This is a genomic window from Lentilactobacillus senioris DSM 24302 = JCM 17472 (genome assembly GCF_001436555.1).
In the GTDB taxonomy this organism is placed as follows: Bacteria; Bacillota; Bacilli; order Lactobacillales; family Lactobacillaceae; genus Lentilactobacillus; species Lentilactobacillus senioris.
Genome location: NZ_AYZR01000004.1, coordinates 333632 through 354377 on the forward strand (window position 1 = coordinate 333632; position 20746 = coordinate 354377).

The 20746-nt window shown below is 40.5% G+C and carries 22 protein-coding genes; 14 read left to right on the forward strand and 8 right to left on the reverse strand.

Going from position 1 to position 20746, the window contains the following annotated elements; translation table 11 throughout:
- Positions 1 to 56: 56 nt before the first annotated feature.
- Entirely contained in the window at positions 57 to 803 is a 747-nt protein-coding gene (locus FC56_RS01885) for a glucose 1-dehydrogenase (protein WP_056977675.1), read from the forward strand.
- Between the two features lie 83 nt (positions 804 to 886).
- Here FC56_RS01885 and FC56_RS01890 read toward each other — a convergent pair whose 3' ends face one another.
- A complete protein-coding gene (locus FC56_RS01890; RefSeq protein WP_054670716.1) occupies positions 887 to 1693 on the reverse strand; it encodes a CPBP family intramembrane glutamic endopeptidase in 807 nt (268 codons plus the stop codon).
- A 189-nt stretch (positions 1694 to 1882) separates the two neighbouring features.
- On the opposite strand from FC56_RS01890, the gene FC56_RS01895 reads away from it, so the two are divergent.
- Positions 1883 to 2323 carry an OsmC family protein gene (locus tag FC56_RS01895; protein ID WP_056977677.1) on the forward strand — a complete coding sequence of 147 codons (441 nt, stop codon included), beginning with the start codon at positions 1883 to 1885 and terminating at the stop codon, positions 2321 to 2323.
- 38 nt (positions 2324 to 2361) lie between these two features.
- Here FC56_RS01895 and FC56_RS01900 read toward each other — a convergent pair whose 3' ends face one another.
- Entirely contained in the window at positions 2362 to 3192 is an 831-nt protein-coding gene (locus tag FC56_RS01900) for a DNA/RNA non-specific endonuclease (RefSeq protein ID WP_056977679.1), read from the reverse strand.
- Positions 3193 to 3321: 129 nt separating this feature from the next.
- On the opposite strand from FC56_RS01900, the gene FC56_RS01905 reads away from it, so the two are divergent.
- Positions 3322 to 3933, forward strand: coding sequence for a DedA family protein (locus FC56_RS01905; RefSeq protein WP_056977681.1), 612 nt, complete (start codon positions 3322 to 3324; stop codon positions 3931 to 3933).
- Positions 3934 to 3949: 16 nt separating this feature from the next.
- Here the strand turns inward: FC56_RS01905 and greA are convergent, their stop codons facing one another.
- Positions 3950 to 4420 carry a transcription elongation factor GreA gene (greA, locus tag FC56_RS01910; RefSeq protein ID WP_056977683.1) on the reverse strand — a complete coding sequence of 157 codons (471 nt, stop codon included), beginning with the start codon at positions 4418 to 4420 and terminating at the stop codon, positions 3950 to 3952.
- 80 nt (positions 4421 to 4500) lie between these two features.
- On the opposite strand from greA, the gene FC56_RS01915 reads away from it, so the two are divergent.
- Entirely contained in the window at positions 4501 to 4956 is a 456-nt protein-coding gene (locus tag FC56_RS01915) for a VanZ family protein (protein ID WP_056977685.1), read from the forward strand.
- Positions 4957 to 5020: 64 nt separating this feature from the next.
- Here FC56_RS01915 and FC56_RS01920 read toward each other — a convergent pair whose 3' ends face one another.
- Positions 5021 to 5485: a universal stress protein gene (locus FC56_RS01920; protein WP_056977687.1), complete on the reverse strand. Its 465-nt coding sequence runs from the start codon at positions 5483 to 5485 to the stop codon at positions 5021 to 5023.
- A gap of 263 nt (positions 5486 to 5748) precedes the next feature.
- On the opposite strand from FC56_RS01920, the gene FC56_RS01925 reads away from it, so the two are divergent.
- Both FC56_RS01925 and FC56_RS01930 read left to right on the forward strand, forming a co-directional pair.
- Positions 5749 to 6060, forward strand: coding sequence for an aggregation-promoting factor C-terminal-like domain-containing protein (locus FC56_RS01925; RefSeq protein WP_404819895.1), 312 nt, complete (start codon positions 5749 to 5751; stop codon positions 6058 to 6060).
- A 244-nt stretch (positions 6061 to 6304) separates the two neighbouring features.
- Positions 6305 to 7609 carry a nucleobase:cation symporter-2 family protein gene (locus tag FC56_RS01930; RefSeq protein ID WP_056977689.1) on the forward strand — a complete coding sequence of 435 codons (1305 nt, stop codon included), beginning with the start codon at positions 6305 to 6307 and terminating at the stop codon, positions 7607 to 7609.
- A gap of 40 nt (positions 7610 to 7649) precedes the next feature.
- Here FC56_RS01930 and FC56_RS01935 read toward each other — a convergent pair whose 3' ends face one another.
- Positions 7650 to 8576, reverse strand: coding sequence for a LysR family transcriptional regulator (locus tag FC56_RS01935; RefSeq protein WP_056977692.1), 927 nt, complete (start codon positions 8574 to 8576; stop codon positions 7650 to 7652).
- Between the two features lie 297 nt (positions 8577 to 8873).
- On the opposite strand from FC56_RS01935, the gene rpsN reads away from it, so the two are divergent.
- The 6 genes from rpsN to FC56_RS01960 all read left to right on the forward strand — a co-directional run bounded on the left by rpsN (position 8874) and on the right by FC56_RS01960 (position 15130).
- On the forward strand, positions 8874 to 9143 hold the full coding sequence (gene rpsN, locus FC56_RS07980; protein WP_082620545.1) for a 30S ribosomal protein S14: 270 nt from the start codon (positions 8874 to 8876) through the stop codon (positions 9141 to 9143).
- Between the two features lie 166 nt (positions 9144 to 9309).
- On the forward strand, positions 9310 to 11604 hold the full coding sequence (locus tag FC56_RS01940) for a glycoside hydrolase family 65 protein (RefSeq protein WP_056977694.1): 2295 nt from the start codon (positions 9310 to 9312) through the stop codon (positions 11602 to 11604).
- A gap of 90 nt (positions 11605 to 11694) precedes the next feature.
- On the forward strand, positions 11695 to 12153 hold the full coding sequence (gene argR / locus FC56_RS01945; protein ID WP_054670745.1) for an arginine repressor: 459 nt from the start codon (positions 11695 to 11697) through the stop codon (positions 12151 to 12153).
- A 282-nt stretch (positions 12154 to 12435) separates the two neighbouring features.
- A complete protein-coding gene (gene arcA / locus FC56_RS01950) occupies positions 12436 to 13671 on the forward strand; it encodes an arginine deiminase (RefSeq protein WP_054670748.1) in 1236 nt (411 codons plus the stop codon).
- A gap of 109 nt (positions 13672 to 13780) precedes the next feature.
- Positions 13781 to 14488, forward strand: a complete 708-nt coding sequence (locus FC56_RS01955; protein WP_054670752.1) for a Crp/Fnr family transcriptional regulator — start codon at positions 13781 to 13783, stop codon at positions 14486 to 14488.
- Positions 14489 to 14554: 66 nt separating this feature from the next.
- Positions 14555 to 15130: a methylated-DNA--[protein]-cysteine S-methyltransferase gene (locus tag FC56_RS01960; RefSeq protein WP_056977697.1), complete on the forward strand. Its 576-nt coding sequence runs from the start codon at positions 14555 to 14557 to the stop codon at positions 15128 to 15130.
- Here FC56_RS01960 and FC56_RS01965 read toward each other — a convergent pair.
- Positions 15102 to 15959 (reverse strand): hypothetical protein, encoded by an 858-nt coding sequence (locus FC56_RS01965; protein ID WP_056977699.1) that lies wholly within the window; start codon positions 15957 to 15959, stop codon positions 15102 to 15104. The genes FC56_RS01960 and FC56_RS01965 overlap by 29 nt on opposite strands.
- On the reverse strand, positions 15959 to 16384 hold the full coding sequence (locus FC56_RS01970) for a helix-turn-helix domain-containing protein (RefSeq protein WP_056977701.1): 426 nt from the start codon (positions 16382 to 16384) through the stop codon (positions 15959 to 15961). The genes FC56_RS01965 and FC56_RS01970 overlap by 1 nt, the downstream gene beginning before the upstream one ends.
- Before the next feature lie 132 nt (positions 16385 to 16516).
- Here FC56_RS01970 and FC56_RS01975 point away from each other — a divergent pair, with 132 nt between their 5' ends.
- Positions 16517 to 17464 carry an alpha/beta hydrolase gene (locus FC56_RS01975; RefSeq protein ID WP_056977703.1) on the forward strand — a complete coding sequence of 316 codons (948 nt, stop codon included), beginning with the start codon at positions 16517 to 16519 and terminating at the stop codon, positions 17462 to 17464.
- 73 nt (positions 17465 to 17537) lie between these two features.
- The gene (gene rny, locus FC56_RS01980; protein ID WP_147649653.1) at positions 17538 to 19124 is read left to right on the forward strand and encodes a ribonuclease Y; all 1587 of its coding nucleotides are present in this window, start codon (positions 17538 to 17540) and stop codon (positions 19122 to 19124) included.
- 32 nt (positions 19125 to 19156) lie between these two features.
- On the opposite strand, the gene FC56_RS01985 is transcribed toward rny, so the two are convergent.
- A complete protein-coding gene (locus FC56_RS01985; RefSeq protein ID WP_056977705.1) occupies positions 19157 to 20710 on the reverse strand; it encodes a bifunctional metallophosphatase/5'-nucleotidase in 1554 nt (517 codons plus the stop codon).
- Between the last annotated feature and the right edge of the window lie 36 nt (positions 20711 to 20746).

Sequence of the window (20746 nt, forward strand, 5' to 3'; positions counted from 1 at the left end):
TAGGAAAATGCTACACTTACATTAAAGTTTAAATAAAATGAAGTGGAGGCATTCTTATGGATCGGTTAAAGGATAAAGTAGCGGTTATTACTGGCGGGGTAGCCGGGATTGGGTTAGGAATTGCTGAATGTTACATTGCCGAAGGCGCCAACGTGGTGCTAACAGCTAACCATAACGTTGAGGGTGGTAAAAAAGCCGTAGAACGATTTGGTGAAGACCGCGCTTTGTTTGTGCAACAAGACGTTGCTAACGAAAATGCTTGGGAACGGGTAATGGACGCTGCCGTTGATAAATTTGGCAAGGTGGATATCTTAGTCAACAATGCCGGCGTCGGTGGCGTTGGGGGCCCAATTCAAGATACTAAGTTAGAAGATTGGAATAAGGTGATCGCCACTAACTTAACCGGGAATTTCCTGGGTGAAAAATACGCTGTTAAAGTAATGGTAGATTACAACGATGGCAAGGGCTCGATTATTAACATCTCTTCTGTTGCTGGGTTAGTCGGCTTGCCAATGAGTCCAGCCTATTCAGCTAGTAAGGGTGGGACTAGATTATTGACTCACGCCACAGCGTTACAACTAGCTCAACAGAAATTAAACATTAGAGTTAATTCCGTTCATCCCGGCTGGATCGATACTAATATCATCCCCGAAGACCAAAAGGATGCGATTATCCAAACCATCCCGGTGGGCCACTTAGGTGAACCCCAAGATATCGGTGAAATTTGTGTTTACTTGGGAAGTGACGAATCCAAGTTTGCCAATGGGGCCGAATTTGTGATTGATGGTGGTCAAAGGGCCTAATTAACATGGTAAAATCAAAAACCAGAATTTTGACATTCAGTCAGAGTCCTGGTTTTTTATTAGGTTAAATTGGAAACGATTCATTATTTATTCATGGCAATTAAGAATAGAATCCCCGAAGAAACGGTGTCCCAAAGATAGTGGGAAATATAAGAAACCCAGAGATTCTTAGTACGAATGTATACCCCAGTATCAAAGAGCCGGCTCATCCCGATGACAATAAACATTTGAGCTAAATGCCAGTCGTAGGCTGAAAAATGAGCTAGACCAAAAACAAAAATAGAAACTAGTAAACCAATCCAAATTGAATTTTTGCGGCTTTGGCCGTAATACCGGTATGCTAAGGTAGCTGCCGCTAACATAGGGATGATGGCTAATAATTCTTCGCAAAGAAGACTAGGAATATCAGTCAGCACTTCGCGGATGAAGTTAGTGGTTAACTCACTTTTGGGCATACCAGCCTTAAAGGAACCGGTGGTGATATTAGCGGCCACTAAGTTTTTAGAAATAGCTGTTAAAGTAAGTGACGTAATAATGGCGTATAAATTTCCTAATAGCAAGGCAACTACTCCGTCACCGATATCATGCCATGTTAATTTCTTGAAAAAACTACGTAACGATCTGCCGGCTAACTCATGAAGCATTAAAATAAAAAGGATTAGTGGCATAACGTCCTGCCACAAGACGATGAGGGTTTCTTCCACCATTCCCTTGGTGCTCGTATCAATATCTGGCCAAAGAATTTGGGGAATCACCACAATTGCAAAGATGAGGGGTGGTAATACTATTAACCACCATAGATTCCGTTTAGCAAGTGGAGTTTCATCATCAAAAATTGGAAAAGTACGGGTATCATTTTTACGTTCTAAGAAAAAGCGATCATTATTCATCTTTATCCCTCCCTAGTTAATCAGTATAGGGTTGTAATGGGGTGGGTTCAATGAATTGCACTTGGGGAATAATTAAAATAGGGACGCTAGTTAACGGTTTATCCTAACAAATCACTAGTAAATAAATAGTAAAAGTGCTACAATTTGGCTAATGAAACCGCTACCTTGGATTTGATAGGAGGAAGTTAAATGACAGAAAAATCGTTATACCATACCTATGTGCATAATCAAGATGGATTAGTGGGTCTTAGTTACGTGGTGGGCCAAGAGGGCCTCTCGTTAGGGGTCAGCAGTTCGTTAGTTCCTGCACCAGGGGCTAATCCAGAACAGTTTATTGGTTTTGCCCTATCTACCTGTTTCAATGCTACTTTACGAATTGTGCAACGCCGGCTGAAAATGCCTATTAATTCTGAAGTACGGACTAGGGTGGATGAATTCAAGGATACTCAGGGATATAAATTTACCGTGGAAGCACAGATTTTAATGCCGGATTATAGTGAAGCAGATGCCAAAAAAGTAATTAACATCGCATTGGATGAATGCCCAACCGCCAAACTGTTAAAAGATAACGAAGGAGTCACGTTCAGGTTAGTTGACAACTTTGGTGAAGAACCCGTATTAGGTGAATAAATAAAAACCTTCCGTTGAGGAAGGTTTTATTTTGGTGTTTATTCTGCTACTTTCATACTTCTATCAATTGTGGAACGGCCAGTGGCATAGTCAAATTTGACTTTGGGCTGGACGTTAAAGATGTAGACGTTGAAATTAAGTTGTCCGTTAGTGCTTAAAGCCTGTAGATGCACCCCGCGGGCCATTAGTTCGTTCCCACGGAAAATGGGCTGGGCTTCGTAGATCACTTTTTGATTTTGTTTTAGGGCACTGCGAATCATTTCTTCGTACTTAGTTTGGAGTTGTTGATTAGAGTAAGCTGATTGGGTGAAGAGATTCTTAGGGTTGTTTTGGTCCCCCGACTGGTCGCTGGGATCGTACTGACCGTTAGCGCTGATTCCCTTAGAAATCGAGTAAGCCATCAAGTGGCCCCGGTTCAAAATTGGCTCACCGTCCACAAATTTTTGGTGCCAACCGGTGGGTTCGACGTACTGACGGACACGCAGGCTACCATTGGCCAAATTTCGTTTTTCGAGGTAGCCGATATTGGCGGAACTGGTCCGGTTTAGGCTGTCTAAGTTTTGGTAGGTGACGTGGTTAGTCTTCCAGCTAGAAGCTTTTAAGGTAGCTTTGTTATGGTTGACGGCTACTACCGGATTCGATCCAGATTTAAAGTCTAATTCGGCCAATTTACTTTGAGAAGCAACGTTCTTGCTAGGAGTATTACTAGAACCACCAGTTACACTGTTGATAACGGAACTAATAACATCACTGCTGCTTTTAGAAGAGCCACCATGTTGACTGTTGGTATATAAACCACCAATTACCAGTAAAACGGCAACGATGACGGAACTCAACGTGGTTTGGGTACGTTTATTTCTTTTCGGCATGGGAAATCCTTTCGTAATGCGAATGATTTTAACAACTAATTATCTTACCATTTTTTAAACATCTTGACCATGACGCCCCGGAAGCAAAATGATATAATTCACTTACCATAAACGAAATGAGGACCTAACTTGGATCAACAGACAATTATCGACTTCATCAACGCCTACGGGTATTTGGGAGTGGCCGGATTAATTGCCATTGAAACGATTTTTCCACCCATTCCGTCAGAATTAGTGTTGACTTTTACCGGTTATCTAACGACCACCAGTCAACTTAGTATTTGGGGTGCCATAGTAGCTGCCACGTTGGGGGCTTATATCGGCGCCGTGGTTTTATATTGGCTAGGTAGATTATTGAACGCGGAACAAATTGAACGCTGGCTAGCAGGACGGTGGGGGAAAATTTTGCATTTAAAGGCTAGTGATGTTGCTAAAGCCGAAGCGTATTTTCGCCGTAAAGGTGGCTGGGCTGTTTTCTTAGGACGCTTTGTGCCGGTAGTGCGGAGTTTGATTTCATTGCCGGCGGGAATGGTGAAGTATCCGTTTGCCAAATTTAGTTGGCTGACCCTTAGTGGAACGTTGATTTGGAATACGGTTTTGATTTTGGTTGGTCATTATGCGGGCCAAGCTTGGCCTACTATCTTAACGATCGTAGAAGATTGGCTAATTGTTATTGTGGTGGTAGTGATGATTAGCGGATTGATCTGGCTAGGTTATAAATATAAAAAACAGCGCCCTTAATAAAGAGTGCTGTTTTTTAAGGTAGGTTTACGCTCATAATTTTAACCTGGTAAGTAAAATCTGGGGCCTTAACCGTTACGGTATCCCCCACTTGATGATTACGGATGGCTTTTCCTAGTGGAGAAGCAATGGAGATTTTGCCTTCATCAATGTCGACTTCAGCAGTTCCAACTAATTGATAATCTGCGGTGGAAAGATCATCAGTGAATTGTACGGTCACCAAGTTACCAATCTCTACTGTGGAGTTGGCAGAAGGGGTTACTACCCTGGCATATTGTTGCTGCTTACGAAGAAAGCGCAGTCGACTTTCTAGGTGTCTTAAATCACGTTTGGCAGCACTATACTCGGCATTTTCAGATAGATCACCTAAGGCTCTAGCGGCTTGGAGAATAGCGATTTTGTTAGGTCGATCAGTTTCTAGTTGATTGATTTCAGCGGTTAACTTATCATAGCCCGCCTGGGTAATAGGATTAAATTGGGGATCCATTTTAAGCAGCACCTCTAATTTGGGATTATTATCTATCCTAACCTAAAATTAACAAGAAAACAGCAATGGAAGGTGTAATAATGAGATGGTTATTTTCAATTCTGGTTATGTTTTTAATATTGTTGTGGTATTTTCTCAGTCAACACCGCATTAATCCGTGGGGCGTTTTGTATCTACTAGCATTGGTGTTTATTGTCTTTGCTCCTCTATCTATTAATAATTTTGAGATTGCGGTAATGCCTCCAGGAACCGGACGAGTATCTCTAATCGTTGACCTGTGGCACTTTTCAGTCTTAGAAAACGTGGCTTTGACAGTACCATTAGGGATGCTTATTAAGCATTATCACCCAAGTTGGTCGCTGTTATTAGCAGGATTAATCACGGGAGGGGTAATTGAGACTACCCAGTACGTGATTTCACATCTCTGGTTGTTAAATCGGAGTTCAGACATTAATGATGTGCTAGCTAATGCCCTCGGAGTTATCATTGGGGGAATAATATATTGGGGCTATATTAAAATGATAAAAAATAGGTGACTTGTTAATGACACTGGAAATTCACCAGATCATTAACAAGTCACCTATTTTTAAATGTTAATAGTTAATTTTCGTCCGCATCGTCATCAGAAATAATTAAAAGATTATGAGTTGCGTGACGAGCTACGTAAGCGGTAGTGGATCCAATTGTAATTCTAGTGATGGCGTCCACCCCAGATTTACCCATTACAATCAGGTCAATATCGTATTCATCACTCAAATCATTTGCAATTAATGTTTTGGGATCGCCTTTAACAACTAGGGTGGTGTATTTAATCCCTCGTTGTTTAGCTACATCTGCGGCTGCCTCTACGTGGCGTTTAGCAGATTCATGCATTGGTTCAACGATTTGGTCCATTAAGACGTTGGTATGAGCTTCGATAAATCCGTATTGTGAGATTCGCCGAGTATCGATTGCAGAAATAATCATTACTTCTGAATCGAATTTTTCAGCTAGAGTTAAAGCATGATCTAAAGCCAAGTTAGCGTTGTGGGAACCATCGACGGGAACTAAAATTTTATTATACATAGCCATTACCTCCAATTTTTATGGGTTAAGAATCTCTTAAGATAAGTTAAGTTTACCTGTTAGTAATTATAAAATTCAAAAATGACGCCTGGAGTGTAATCTCCTGTAATCTTATTTAACATGTTTGTAATTTGACATTAACTTGTCTGTAAATCCAATTGGTTATAGTAGACGATGTTGAAAACGAATTGGAGGAAAAAATAGCTATGAATTTTAAAAAGATTATGATGGTAATTGTGAGCTCAATGGCTTTATTTACCACAATGAACCTTGGTAGTTTAGTTAACGTTGACACTCCCGCTACCGAAGTTGCTAGTGCTAAAACTAAAGTATACAAATGTAAACTTTCAAAAGCTAATCGTAAAGCCAAAGCTTGGATCGCTTATCGTGAATCTCGTGGTTCATACACTGTTCGTAATGGGATCTATATTGGTCGTTACCAACTTACCCGTTCTTACCTTAAGGGTGACTACTCCAAATATAATCAAGAAGTAACTGCAGACCGTTACGTTAAAAACCGTTACGGTAGCTGGGTTAATGCTAAGAGACATTGGCAATACTATGGTTGGTACTAAAAAGCCAACTGATGATAAAGAGCTGAAATAGGAAACTATTTCAGCTCTTTTTATTGTGAAAAAATAATCATTCGGTAAGACACGAATAATCAACTAATTATTTTTGAATTAGAGGCTTATTTTCGAAATAAAACCAAATTTTTTTAGGGTTAACAGCTTATTATTCGGAATTGGCTGTTGATGTTCATTAGGAGAGATGATAATATAGTTCTAATTTAAAAAAACGAATAAACCGGAGGGTATCATGAAAAATGTTTCTGTTTCAGGTGAAAACTCGATTGGCCGCAATGCTGTTTTAGGATTGCAGCATCTACTAGCAATGTATGCTGGTGATATCTTGATACCGCTGTTAATTGGTGGAGCTTTACACTTTAACGCTGTGCAAATGACTTATTTGATTTCCACTGATATTTTCATGTGTGGGGTGGCAACGTTTCTACAAATTAAACGAACTCCCTTAACAGGAATTGGATTACCAGTAGTTTTAGGGTGTGCAGTTGAATATGTTGCTCCGTTAGAAGCTATCGGCAAGAACTACGGGTTAGCCTACATGTACGGAGGCATTATCATGGCAGGGTTACTGGTAATGCTATTGGCGGGACCGTTTGCTAAATTACGACGCTTCTTCCCACCGGTAGTGACGGGATCTCTAATTACTTTAATTGGATTAACTTTGATTCCCGTAGCCTTCCAAAATATGGGTGGTGGTGATCCTACCGCTAAAAACTTTGGCGATCCTACTCAACTAGGACTAGCTCTTTTTACAGCGATAGTGATTATCGCAATTAATATTTGGGGACGAGGATTCTTCAAGCAAATTGCAATCTTGGTGGGAATTTTGGCTGGAATGTTGCTAGCTATGGGCCTTGGAACGGTTAATTTTCATTCCGTTGGTACCGCTCAGTGGCTGTCATTACCACACTTCTTTTACTTTGCTACTCCTAAATTCGAATGGTCATCAGCAATATCTTTAGCTTTAGCAGCCATTACTTGTATGATTGAATCTACCGGAGTTTACTTTGCCATGGCTGACATCGTAGGGACTAAGTTAACTGACGATGATTTAAAACGGGGTTACCGTTCTGAAGGATTGTCAGCTATCTTAGGTGGTTTATTCAATACTTTTCCATATTCAACCTTTTCCCAAAACGTGGGAATCGTGCAATTATCAGGGATTAAAACGTTGACTCCCGTTTATTATTCTGCTGGAATGCTAATGGTGATTGGATTAATTCCAAAGTTTGGAGCAGTTGCAACATTAATTCCTACTTCCGTGTTAGGTGGCGCTATGCTAGTCATGTTCGGAATGGTAGGGGCTCAAGGAATTAAGATTTTATCTCAAGTAGAATTAAACAATAAGAACCTTTTAATCATTGCGATTTCAGTAGGGTTAGGAATCGGAGTTACTAGTGTATCAGCCCTATTTCAACAATTACCTGCCGGCGTCCAAACCTTGCTTAGTAACGGAATGGTAGTTGGAGGAATCACAGCTGTATTATTAAACGCGTTATTAAATGACACCCGCATTAAAGAACAAGTTGAAGAATAACAAAAAAGAAGCCAGAATTAAAATTCTGGCTTCTTTTTTGTTATTCTTTTAAGTCATTTACCACGTTGGTAACGATATCAACTAAATCGCTAACGGGTTCGGAATTTTGCTTGGTTTTAACGTATGAAACCCCGAAGTTAGAAGTGAAAGTATCACTTGGAATTTCGATTAAGTTAATGTTTTGCTTAGTTTCTTCATCTAGCTCATCAATGTTTAGAAGGTGCTTAGGAGTGATGATGGCACCTAGTTGCTTTAAAGCTAATGCAGTAGCAAGGTGAATGTCAGGAACTTCGATACTGTATTCTACGGAAATACCGTGATCGGTGAAGAAGTTATTAACCATTCGTTGATAATTGCTGTCGTGAGGAATACCGATGAAGGATTCGCCGCCCATTTCTTCAACCTTTTCATTAGAGTAAGTTGACCAGAGGGTTCCTTCTTCAAATTGACTAGATTGACGTGGAACAATCAACACTAATGGGAAGTTAGTAATTGGTACGTATTCAATCTTGTTATTGTGAAGTGGTTGACCCATGAAGAAGTCAAGTGAACCGGATAGAAGACGATTTTCAGCATCTCGACTAGTGATTTTAAGGAGTTGAGCATGAATTTTAGGGTACTTATTATAAAATTGGGTTAAAACAGGTTTGAAGATCCCGTTATCCAAAACTTCGTTGGAAGCGATAGTTAAGTGACCGTATTTAAATTCTGATAGGTGGGTCATTTCCCGATCAAGATTAGAACGCAAACGGTTTTCTTCTTGTAAGTAGCTTAAGAGACGTTCACCCGCATAAGTAAGTTGGATGGGGTGAGAGGAACGATCGATCAATCGAACCCCAAATTGGGTTTCAGCATTTTTAATTACCCGGCTGATATAGGGTTGAGTAACAAAGAGAATTTCAGCGGCTTTAGACATATTGCCTTGAGCCTTGATTTCTTCTAGGAACGATAACAATTTACGATTCATATGAATATAATCTCCTTTTATAAACACAATTGTATAGAAAAATAAGTAAATCGTCGTGAGGTTAACATAATGCACCCCGTTAACAACGATGATCATTCCTTATAGTAACGATACGATCAGTGTAACGTAGTCTATAAAATTATAGCAACTAAGTAAGACCTAGTAAAGCGCTGTAACCGGAATGCAATTAACTCGCAAAATGGATAAAAATAATTGACTTTCTTTTACAATATGGTATTCTTCTAAATAGTAATAGTTACTTTTTAAGAACAATATATATGGAAAGAAGGAATAGTTATCGCAAAGAAGTCAAAGATTGCAAAGGAACAAAAAATCGAACGAACGGTTTTAAAATACGCAGCATTACGAGCAGAACTAAAAGCTAATCACGACTATGAAGCTTTGAGTCGTTTGCCTAAGAATGCTTCTCCAGTTAGACGTCACCGTCGAGACACCCTTGATGGCCGTCCACGTGGCTATATGCGTAAGTTCCAATTATCCAGAATTAACTTCAGAAAGTTAGCCCATGAAGGACAACTACCTGGTGTTAAAAAAGCAAGCTGGTAATATCTTTAATATCTAATGATACATGGCTACGGGCAATGCTCGCAGCCCTTTTTTTTAATCTAATAACAATTTTAACATTTGTGAAATTAATGAGAATATGCCACGATGAAATGCTGATTTGGTGGTAGGATATGGGTGATATTAACTTAGTGAAGTAGGTGAAATTATGGCAGGTGATTTAGCGTTTCAAATTCATTTACCGGAGCTGAAAAAACAGACTCCTGATTTTTTAGAAACTATTTATAGTGTTGGCAATGGTCATTTGGGGGTTCGAGATTCTAATCCACTCCAGGGAAATTCAGATTTGTATTTAGGCTCTCCCGGATTATTCGTTAATGGTTTTTACGACTATTATCCACTCAGTTATGGAGAAAAGTACAGTAATTACCCCGAGAATGATCAAGTGATTAATCGCTTATTTGATCCGCGGTATTTACGAATTCAAATTGGGGATAGTGACTCTGCCACTAGCTTTTTCGATAGTAAGATTTTGGATAAAAATCTTGATATGCAAACTGGCAAGCTAACGGAAACTTTTGAAGTAACTACTCCGCTGCAAGAACGGTTTCACTTGATCTTAGAAAGCTTTGCTAGTTTAGCAGATAAGCGATTATACGGAATTCAATATACTATTTTGCCGTTAAATTTTACCGGGCCAATTACTATTACTAAATCTCACCCAGCTGTAAATCAGCTTTCTCGCACTTCAGTGAACGATGTCCGCGTAAAGGAAAGCGAGGGATTACTACATGGTTGGCCGTTAAAGGATACTGTGATTCCGGCGATGGTGATAACTACTTCACGAAGTCAACAAGCGTTAACAGCGGCTTGGAAATTGGATCAAGTGAATGAAGATGTTCAAGTTAATCAGCTCTCGGCTGAAGTCCCTGGTTACCAATTAAAAGTTGCCCCTCAAAAGAATACTCCTATCCAGTTCAGCTTTATGTATGGCCTAAGTGCCATTTCTACTAATCTAGCAGCTGCTGATCAAGATTTATTGACAACCGTAGCGGAAAGCGAGTTTCAACCAGAACTAGAACACTCTACTAAAAAGTGGCAATTCTTTTGGCAACATAGCGATGTGGAAATTGATGGGGATCCCGATGTACAAAATAGTTTGCGGTTTAACCTCTTTCAATTAAATCAATCTGCGGGACGAGATGGATTAACTAACATTCCCGCTAAAGGCTTAACTGGCAATGGTTACGGTGGACAATATTTTTGGGATACGGAAATCTTTATGCTGCCATTTTTCATCTATACTCAACCGCAAACCGCACGCAAACTACTGCAATTCAGAGTGCAAACTATGGACTTGGCGGTCCAACAAGCACGTGATTTGGGTTTTGCTGCTGGTGCGACTTTCGCTTGGCGAACTATTAACGGCCGAGAAGCTAGCTCGTATTGGCCTGCGGGATTGGCGCAATTTCACATTAATGCTGATATTGCCTATGCAGTAGATCATTACGTTACCGTAACTGGAGACCAACAGTTTTTACGGGATGGGGGCTTTGAACTAATTTTGCAGACCGCCCGTTTTTGGTTAGAATACGGAAACTACACCGAGATTGAGGGCGTGAACCGCTTTGGAATTAATACGGTAACTGGTCCTGACGAGTACAGCGCCTTAGTCAATAATAACTACTACACTAACGTAATGGCTCAGCATAATTTAGCTAGTGCGGTAGAGTACGCTCAACAGTTACAAAATAGTGACCCGGACTTATTAACTAAGTTAGCGGTAACCCCGGCTGAAATTCAGAGTATGACGGATGCGGCTAAATTGATGATTTTACCTTATGATAAATGCTCAGAGGTTAAGCTGCAATTTCAAGGATTTGAGCAATTATCCCGCTTACCATTAACTGAAATTGATAAGGGGCGGTTTCCATTATTGCTACATTCTCACCCGTTGACGTTATATCATTATCAAGTCAATAAGCAGGCCGATACTATCATGGCTGACATTTTATATCCGGCTGGTAATTCCTTAGCCCAACAAATTCGTGACTATGAATTTTATGAGCCCATTACTACGCATGATTCTAGTTTATCGCGGACTATGTTTGCTATTTTAGCTGCTAGAATTGGGGAAGAGACTGCCGCTTATGACTTCTTTACTCAATCAGTTCAAACGGATTTGCGCGATTTACAGGGCAATACAGCTAATGGCGTTCACGCGGGGAATTTGGGCGGCTCGTGGATGGACGTTGTCTATGGATTTGCCGGCCTTGTTAATAATGCTGATCAGTTTACTTTAAATCCCAATTTACCTAAGCAATGGCAACGCCTGAGTTTTAAGCTGCAAATTGCGGATAGTGAATATCAATTTGAAATTCAACCCCAGCAAGTTACCGTCCGGCTACTATCTGGTCCGGGGATGCAACTGGTAATTTGGGATACGCCAGTGATACTGAGTTCGACTGATACAACTAAAACCGTTATTCAACCGGAAGTTTAGCTAATAAATTTTGTATGGTATACTTTTAAATATACAAAGTAACACCGGTGAGCGAATTTTTAACCAATTGAGTGTAAAGCGAGGAACAAAATGAAAAAAGAAGCCCGGCAAGCCCGAATCGAACAAATTATTAACCAAGAATCAATTGCCACTCAAGAAGAATTGATGACTAAGTTAAAAGAAGTTGGAATTGATGTTACCCAGGCAACGCTGTCACGCGATATTCGGGAAATGAAGATTGTTAAACAGCCAGATAGTTTTGGTAATCCGCACTACACCATTTTTAAAAGTGGTAACCAAAATGAATTGACTAGGCTGCAACGCATGATTAGCAGTACCGTAACGGAAGTTACTCAAATTGAATTTGTGAACGTCATTCATACTCAGCCCGGTTATGCCAATGTATTAGCAGCCATAGTAGACGACGTGAAGTTAGAAACGGTTACGGGAACGTTAGCCGGGCATGATACCATTGTTTTATTCAGCCCTGGCGTCGATCAGGCTACCAAATTAAACCAATTTATCAACGAATATACTACTGAACTATAATTAACGAGTCCCGAAATAGCTGAATTAGCTATTTGGGGCTTTTTTATTTATAGCTAGTTAGTAATCAGCAAATATCTAACTTTCTTCAAATATACAGTTCGTTGCATAAAAATAAATTAAAATAATTACTTTTAAGCAAAATATTTCAAACGGTGTGAAAATATTCTGAATTTTGATTAATGTCCTGTTATGTTGGGATAAAAATGCCAAAAATTTGGCATTTTAAAAGTTTAAAAACAGTTATTCTAAAATCACTAAACTGTACAAGGGAGGACTTTTTTTATGACAAATCCAATTCATATTTTCTCAGAAATCGGTAATTTACAGACGGTAATGTTGAAACGACCAGCTGACGAAGTACAAAACTTCACTCCGCAGATGATGCAAAGGTTGTTATTCGACGATATTCCTTATCTACCGATTGCCCAAAAGGAACATGATCAATTTGCCCAAGTTCTCCGAGATAACGGTGCTAATGTCTTGTACTTAGAAGAACTGGTAGCCGAGGTGCTCAACGGGCAGCGGCCCGAAGTAAAGCAACAGTTTGTTAAAACGATTTTAGCTGAATCTGGTCACACTAGAGGAGCAATTACCGCTGCCTTAAATGAATTCTTATTGAATATGCCTACTGATTTAATGGTTGCCAAAATCATGGCCGGAATTAGAAAATCAGAACTAGACGTGGGAGCTTGGAGTTTGGTCCGGGCGGCTGAAGATGAGGATTATCCATATTATTTGGATCCAATGCCTAACCTGTACTTCACTCGTGACCCATCAGCGTTTATTGGTAGTGGATTGACTATTAATAATATGACTTTTGCGGCCCGTAAACGCGAATCGTTGTTTACCGAATTAGTGATTAATTACCACCCAATGTTTGCTGGGCAAAACATCCCAGTTTGGCGAGACAGAAACCAGATTGGCCGTATTGAAGGTGGCGATGAGCTGATTTTAAACGATCACGTAGTGGCGATCGGGATCTCAGAACGGACTTCTGCTGAAGCCATTGAAGATGTAGCCCGGAGTTTATTTGCTGCCGGTCAATTTGATACGGTATTGGCGATTTCAATTCCTAAAACGCATGCCACAATGCATTTAGATACGGTATTTACCATGGTGAACCATGATCAATTTACCGTTTATCCTGGCATTTTAGACGCTAAGGGCGATATTGATACTTGGATTATGCACCCTGGTGATGACCAGCATGATTTGCGGGTGACTCATCGAACTGATTTGAAGAACGTATTAAAAGAAGTACTCAACGTAAGTGAGTTAGACATGATTCAAACTGGTGGCGGTGATCCAATTATTGCCGGAAGAGAACAGTGGAACGATGGGTCAAACACGTTGACGATCGCTCCAGGAGTAGTGGTCACTTACGACCGTAACTTTGTATCTAATCAATTATTAATTGAGCACGGTATTAAAGTGTTAGAAGTTGCTTCCAGTGAATTGTCCAGAGGACGGGGCGGCCCTCGTTGCATGAGCTGTCCAATTGCGCGAGCTGATTTATAGCCTGAATAAAGGACCTTAACGAGTGATAGAGTTAAGGTCCTTTTGATTTGGCATCTATTCTTGAATTAGGGTACACTTTAATCAAAACAGTAGTGGGGAGATTCACAAAATGGAGTTGACATTAAAACAACAAAATCTACTGGCCAAAATGCAACAGCAACCAGAGTTTAGTGCACTGTCACCGTCGGAATTGACTCAAATTGCGGAGCAAACACGGCTGAAAAACTATCAAAGAGGAGAGCTCTTATTCGATCAAGGAACTCCGCGAAACTGGTTTTATTTTGTGGTCTCCGGCTTGGTTCGCCTATTTCACAGAAATGTGGATGGGTTGGAACGCTTTTATGCTTTTCGCCACCGCAACGGTGTTTTGCCGTTAGTAGGGATGTTGACTAATAACGATTATGCGTACGTAGCTGAAGCTAGCACTATGGTTGAAGTTGCGGCAATTCCTATGAGCTGTTATGAACAAATTGTTAGAGCTAATCCTGCAGGGTTAGCAAATTTAGTGCGTGCCATGGGAGAAGTAATTGATTTAACCGAAAATGAACTTCAATTGATGGTAACCAATAATGCTAAGGAACGACTACGGCAAGCGATTTGGTTTGTAGCTAAGCAAATTGGAGAGCTGGATAAAAAGAACCAACAGGTTATTATCAACTATCCAATCGCCATTACTGAATGGGCCCAGATTAGTGCCACTAGTCGTGAAACCACTAGCCAAGTGCTACAGGAACTAAAACGACAAGGCCAAATTACATATGAACAAAAATGTCTGACCATTTTAAACGTGGATATTGATGACTGGTTGTCGTCTTAGCTGATGAAGTCTGGTAAAAATGTTACAATGTTTTTATCGCAGACAGACGAAGTGGAGAATTAAAAGATGAAACAACTATACTGGGATAGTGTCGAAGAAGAACAAAAATTTTTCTTCACGATGACCAAGCGCGGGGTGAACTTCGTTTCCAGTCCCGGTCGCTTTTTATCCGAAATCTATGACTTTTATCCGGGTCAAGAATATGACCTAGAATATAAATATGAAGAAAAGCAAACTAAGCCGGTTAAAGAACAATTAGAAGAATATTTAACTGGTAAGCGGGAACAATTTGATGTGCCTTTGGATTTAACTGATACCGGGACTGAATTTCAACAACAGGTCTGGCGGGCTATTCAGGCAATTCCTTATGGGCAAACGATCACCTATAAACAGTTAGCTGAACAAGTTGGCCGCCCCGAAGCCGTGAGGGCGGTAGGGCATGCTGTGGCAATGAATCCATTATTAATTTTGGTACCTTGCCATCGAGTAATTAAAGCTAATGGAGATTTAGGCAAGTATCGGGGCGGAGTTGCTGCTAAACAAAAGTTACTAGAATTAGAGCAAACCGTGATCACAAAAAAAGCGGCCCCTCGTCGGTTGCCGCTTCCGCATCTTAGTCAATTAAATAGACCTGGTCTTTAATTAAATCAAATGGTTGGTGGTGCCGATTAAGCTTTTGGGTGGTAGCTGGTTCAATGTAGTTAGCTAGTTGCCAGAACGCAGCGGAATTGGTAGCACCATTTTTTTCACCAATTACGATGAGCTTTAGGTTTTGATTAGGTTGTTCGCGAATGGTTTGCAGTACCTGTTGATCAATGTCCATTCCGTCTGGAGACCAACTCATAATCACGTAATCTACGGTATCTTGATACTTCTTAATGGCGGTTAAGGCGTCTAGCTTTTCTACAGTTGTGACTTGGTGGTTTCCGGTTTGGTTTTCGTTAGTCCAAGCCAAGCTATCGGTAGCAATAGCAGGCTGCTTGAGGTCTTTAAGACCTTTGGAAATATAACCATTCCCAGCCATGATTTCTAAGACTCCGTGTCCGTTAACGTAGTCAGCCAAATCAGCAATAAATGGCGCAGAAATATACGCCCACATTCCGTATTGATCTTCTAAATAATCCCTAAATGAACGTAAATCTTGGTCTAACTTGGGAAGAGCAACGCTTAAAGTGTCCCAAAGTTGGTCACCCTTAGGATCTTTAGGAGCAAATTGAGCGTTAATTTTGGTAAAAATTTGATCTTGAATATCATCAGGTAAAATTAATTCCGGCAAGTCTTGAGGAAGTAACCCTTGAGCAATTAGACGGTCAGCTTGCAAAACATTATTTACTAAAAATTTAATTGCTGGGTAGTCTGCAAATAACTGACCATAGTGGGTCATGCGTTCGATATAAGCGGGTTGAGGTTTAGCTTTGGCGGTCACTTTGTGGTTTTTGAGTAATTTCTTGCGTTGCTTATTGGAAACCATTATTTTTCTCCGTTTCTATCTGCTAGTCCTAGGTCTAGCTGAATGTCTTGATCGTGACTAACATGTCGTTGTTCTTTACCGTGAAGATAACCTTCGATCAATTGATAAATTTCATAGCGATCTTGTCCGGTCAGGAGTTGTTGGTTAAAAGTTAGTTCCTTTCCAGAAATAAATAACCGACCTAAATCGGACTGACTATTTTCGGCTAAACCGGTGATGTAGTCCATGGTGACGTTAAAAAAGCGTGCTAGTTTTTGAACTTCTAAGTACGACGGGGTTCTTACTCCGCGTTCCCAATTACCGATTTGGGATGCTGTATTTTGGTGCTCTGGGGCTACTGGAAACTGTTGGTTTAAGGCAGTTGCTAATTCCGCCAGGGTAATTTTTTGCCCCTTACGTAGGGCGCGCAGTCGTTCTGGAAACATGTGATCACCTTCCTATTCGTTCTTATTATACTGCTTTTATGAGATTTGAAAAACTATGCGACGCTTGCGTACGGTTAGATTGGCGCTTATAATTTTAGTAATTCGAATTTAAAGATTATTAATGGTGAACATATGAAGAAAAAAACAAAACGGTGGTTAATTACAATTGGCGGAATACTAACTTTAGTAGTAGTTGGGATTGTGGGAGCAGGGCTGTATTTCTTCCAAGTAGCAGTGGTTCCTAGTCCTAAGGCCTTTTTGAGTAAAGATCAAAAGATTACTAAGGCTAGCACTTTGTATCCTGCGCAACAATGGTATCAAAGTGCCAATAAGCAACATTGGTACGAAACTGCAACTAGTGATAATTTAAAGCTGGATGCCTATTACATTCCAGCAGTTAAGCACACTAAGAAAACGGCGGTAATTGCTCACGGCTTTATGGGCAATAAAGACAAAATGTACCAATACGCCTATATGTTTCATCAGTTAGGTTATAATGTCTTACTACCAGATGACCGGGCTCATGGCGAGAGTCAAGGAAAGTATATCGGTTATGGTTGGCTAGATAAGGGTGATTACGTTAAATGGATTAAACAGGTAATTGCCAAAAATGGCAATGATTCTCAAATCGTTATGTTTGGGACTAGTATGGGAGGCGCTACTACCATGATGGTTAGTGGTGAAAGTAACGTTCCTAAGCAAGTCAAAGCATACATTGAAGACTGTGGTTATACCAGTGTTTATGATGAAATTAAGTATGAAGCCCAAGAGCTTTATCATCTACCTGAATGGCCAATGGTACCGGTAGTCAGTGCAATTTCTAAGGTTAAGGCCGGATATTCATTTGGTCAGGCCAGCGCGTTGAAACAGGTAAAGAAAAACCACAAACCAATGTTATTTATTCATGGATCGGATGATCACTTTGTGCCAACTAAAATGGTTTATCCACTATATCACGCCACTAAGGGCCCGAAGGAATTACTAATTGTTAAAGGGGCAGCTCACGCTAAGGCTTATGAAACTGATCCACAATTATATACCAATACCGTTCGCGAATTTTTGGCCCGGTATATAGACTAATTGCGGTATAATAGTAAGGAACTAGACTAATTTTAAATTTTAATACCAATATTAAAAGTAAAGGAGGGAAGCAATGTTATATCTAGGTTTATTGATTTTGATAGTTTTAAGTGGCACGTTGGGAGCGTACTTACAAACTAAGAAACAACGTGCGGAGATCGCTGCTGCCCGATTGCAGGCTGCCAAAATTAAGCAAGATGGCGAAAGCAAGGGAGCGCAAAAAGCGAAACAAATTCTGGCTAAGAATGCTGAACAAACGGCTAATTACCAACAAAACATCAATGATGAATTAGATAGTTTTGCGTTAGATAATCAAACGCGCCAGGACCGAATTAATCAACGGGAAAAGGCCTTAGTGGCTGCTAGAAGTCATTTGGATGAAACCGCGGAACGGCTAAATGCTGAACGAGATGAGTTAAACGAAGCGAAGCAGCAAATTGAAAATACCAAAATCAATGCTGATGAATTAGTAACTAAGCGAACTGATACTTTGGAAGCTCAGGCTCAGTTAAAAGTAGCTGAGGCCCAGCACCAAATCTTAAGTGACCTAAATCAACAACTCCAACAAGAACAGCAAGCTAACCTAAGATTCCAACGCGAAGACGATGAAAGTAACGTTGCTAAAATGAGTAAACTATTGGCTACTGATGCTATTCAACGTGGACCGGTTGATTTTCCAAGGGAACACACTGAACACACGGTTTCAATTCCAGAGGCCGACGTTAGACAAAAGTTATTAGATCACGACGAACAGATGTTACGTCACTTGGAGGCGGTAACCGGGACGGACTTGATTTTTGATCCAACCGCGGAAACCGAACTAGAGATTGTGACTGGCGATCCATTACGTAGAGAAGAAGCCAGAGTCGCGCTAACTAATCTAGTGGTTGGTCACCAATGGAACACCTTAGCGATTGAAAAAGCGATTAATGATGCCCGCCAAACTGTAATTAACGAGTTGCATCACACCGGCGAATCTGTTGCCGTTAAACTCCATATTGGGTGGATGCATCCTGATTTAATGAAATTAGTAGGGCGCTTAAAATTCAGAACTAGTTATGGACAAAATGTTCTAAACCACTCAATCGAGGTGGCTCAGATGGCCGGCGTGTTGGCGGCTGAGTTAGGGGTTGATGAACAGTTAGCTCGACGCGCGGGCTTATTGCATGATATTGGTAAGGCAATTGATAGAAATATTGAAGGAACCCACGTAGAATTGGGAGTTCGCTTAACCGAATTATACGGTGAAGATCCGGCCATTATTAATGCGATTGCTGCGCACCATGGTGATACAGAAGCAACAAGTCCAATTGCGGCATTAGTTGAAGCCGGAGATTCTGTTTCTGGTGGTCGCCCGGGTGCCCGAAGTGAATCCGCCGAAGAATATATTAACCGGTTACGTAGTTTAGAGCAGATTGCTAATAAACAACCGGGAGTCAAAGAAAGTTACGCAATTCAAGCAGGTCGAGAAATTCGGATTATTGTCGATCCTAGAAAAATTGATGATCAAGCTAACCAAAGTTTGACTGAAGAGGTTCGGGATGAAATTGAATCTGAATTAACTTACCCTGGTAAGATTAAGGTAACTACGGTAAGAGATTTTCGGACTACCGCCTATGTGGGGGCAGAAAAGAAATCAAAACAGAAAAAAAGAGCATAAAAAAAGAATGACTTTAGTCATTCTTTTTTTATTTAGCCAATTACTTTGAAATTGTGGTTATTGGTCGCTACCACGACCGGATTAACTTTTAAATATTCAAAGATTAGTTGGCTCATAATGGTTGGATTAGTGCGAACAATTTTACTTTCATCAAACATCGGGTAATGGCCGCCGCCAGTAGCCCGGTATTTATTTAAAGCAATTTCTAATACTTCGTCGTCCATTAAGTCGGCTCCATGATACTTAAGTTCAGTTACTCGCTGGCCCACCGGCTTAGAAATGTCTAACGTATAGTCTACGCCCTCATACATGTCATAGTTATAAAAACGGTGCTTAGGAAACATAAAGCGCGGATTAACGATTACTTTGCCGGCATCGTCTAGTGAGAAATACTGGGCAGAAACTTCTAAGGCCGCTCGTAAATCCTCTCCGGTTACTTTGACCACCGCTAGTGAATTAGGGTACACGTAATTGGTGATTACATTCCGCATCGTAATCGGGTTTTCAAATCCGTGGGCTTCGTTGTTGTACAAAGCAGTGGCGGAAATATCAGTATGCATCGCCGCCATTTGGACCCGTTGGATAAATTCGATAAATGCAGTTTCTGATTTTCTGGCAGCATTAGGATCGGAAAAGGTAAGATCACCGACAATTTTAGCTAATGGTTGGTCTAGCCATTCCTCTAATGTGTGCTTTAAAGGCTGAATACTGGCTGCCACGTTAGGATCAATATCTACGTCAGTGCACGGTAATAGTTCGGCAGAATTTTCCAGAATAAACGAAGTTTGTTTTTCTAGTTCTAACGAAATTTTACCAACAAATTCGCCCCGATGCCCCGGTTGAATGTAAGGAACGCCAAATAGTTCACCAGCTAACTTCCGGTGCTGATGACCGGTAATTAAGGCATCGATACCAGGAACTTGTTCTAGTAAAGCGTAACCTTCATTTTCTCCCGGGGTAATATCGGTCCAGGTTCCTGATGTGTCACGTTCAAAGCCACCATGATAAACCACTATCACTACGTCGGCATGCTTTTGTAGATAGGGAACATAACGTTGTGCCGTTTTGACGGCGGATAACAAATGAAAATTATTTAATTGATTAATGTTTTTCCATTTCCGGGCACTGGTAGTTGTAAGGCCCAAAATACCAATTTTAATACCAGCTCGTTGAATAATTTGGTATGGTTCACCAATTAACGGATTTTCGTCGTTATCAACGATATTGGCACATAAAAATTGACGGTCTGAATTGGCCATTGCGTCTTCTAGGTAGTTTAAGCCAAAATCAAATTCATGATTACCAATGGTACCAACATCGTAGTGAACTTGATTATAAGCATCTGTAAAAGATTCTCGTTGAATTGGCCGGGCCCGTTTAGCAGTAAAGTACGCTAAAGGAGAGCCCTCCAAAAAATCACCATTATCAACAGTAATGACAATTTCATCGGGGTGCTCTGCTTTATATTGTGAAATTACGCTGCTTGCTTTTTCCAGGCCATACGGTTTATTTTCTTCAAGTTCCACAAAATTAGTGGGCGGAATAAAGCCGTGGGTGTCACTGGTTGCCAAAATAGTTAATTTCATACGCTCACCTGTCATAAGTTTAATGTCTAAATTATA

Excerpts from the sequence above, each read along its gene's own strand:
- FC56_RS01885 (WP_056977675.1), top strand. The coding sequence starts at position 57 with ATGGATCGGTTAAAGGATAAAGTAGCGGTTATTACTGGCGGGGTAGCC.
- FC56_RS01890 (WP_054670716.1), bottom strand. The coding sequence starts at position 1,693 with ATGAATAATGATCGCTTTTTCTTAGAACGTAAAAATGATACCCGTACT.
- FC56_RS01895 (WP_056977677.1), top strand. The coding sequence starts at position 1,883 with ATGACAGAAAAATCGTTATACCATACCTATGTGCATAATCAAGATGGA.
- FC56_RS01900 (WP_056977679.1), bottom strand. The coding sequence starts at position 3,192 with ATGCCGAAAAGAAATAAACGTACCCAAACCACGTTGAGTTCCGTCATC.
- greA (WP_056977683.1), bottom strand. The coding sequence starts at position 4,420 with ATGGATCCCCAATTTAATCCTATTACCCAGGCGGGCTATGATAAGTTA.
- FC56_RS01915 (WP_056977685.1), top strand. The coding sequence starts at position 4,501 with ATGAGATGGTTATTTTCAATTCTGGTTATGTTTTTAATATTGTTGTGG.
- FC56_RS01920 (WP_056977687.1), bottom strand. The coding sequence starts at position 5,485 with ATGTATAATAAAATTTTAGTTCCCGTCGATGGTTCCCACAACGCTAAC.
- FC56_RS01925 (WP_404819895.1), top strand. The coding sequence starts at position 5,749 with ATGAACCTTGGTAGTTTAGTTAACGTTGACACTCCCGCTACCGAAGTT.
- FC56_RS01930 (WP_056977689.1), top strand. The coding sequence starts at position 6,305 with ATGAAAAATGTTTCTGTTTCAGGTGAAAACTCGATTGGCCGCAATGCT.
- FC56_RS01935 (WP_056977692.1), bottom strand. The coding sequence starts at position 8,576 with ATGAATCGTAAATTGTTATCGTTCCTAGAAGAAATCAAGGCTCAAGGC.
- FC56_RS01940 (WP_056977694.1), top strand. The coding sequence starts at position 9,310 with ATGGCAGGTGATTTAGCGTTTCAAATTCATTTACCGGAGCTGAAAAAA.
- argR (WP_054670745.1), top strand. The coding sequence starts at position 11,695 with ATGAAAAAAGAAGCCCGGCAAGCCCGAATCGAACAAATTATTAACCAA.
- arcA (WP_054670748.1), top strand. The coding sequence starts at position 12,436 with ATGACAAATCCAATTCATATTTTCTCAGAAATCGGTAATTTACAGACG.
- FC56_RS01955 (WP_054670752.1), top strand. The coding sequence starts at position 13,781 with ATGGAGTTGACATTAAAACAACAAAATCTACTGGCCAAAATGCAACAG.
- FC56_RS01960 (WP_056977697.1), top strand. The coding sequence starts at position 14,555 with ATGAAACAACTATACTGGGATAGTGTCGAAGAAGAACAAAAATTTTTC.
- FC56_RS01965 (WP_056977699.1), bottom strand. The coding sequence starts at position 15,959 with ATGGTTTCCAATAAGCAACGCAAGAAATTACTCAAAAACCACAAAGTG.
- FC56_RS01970 (WP_056977701.1), bottom strand. The coding sequence starts at position 16,384 with ATGTTTCCAGAACGACTGCGCGCCCTACGTAAGGGGCAAAAAATTACC.
- FC56_RS01975 (WP_056977703.1), top strand. The coding sequence starts at position 16,517 with ATGAAGAAAAAAACAAAACGGTGGTTAATTACAATTGGCGGAATACTA.
- rny (WP_147649653.1), top strand. The coding sequence starts at position 17,538 with ATGTTATATCTAGGTTTATTGATTTTGATAGTTTTAAGTGGCACGTTG.
- FC56_RS01985 (WP_056977705.1), bottom strand. The coding sequence starts at position 20,710 with ATGAAATTAACTATTTTGGCAACCAGTGACACCCACGGCTTTATTCCG.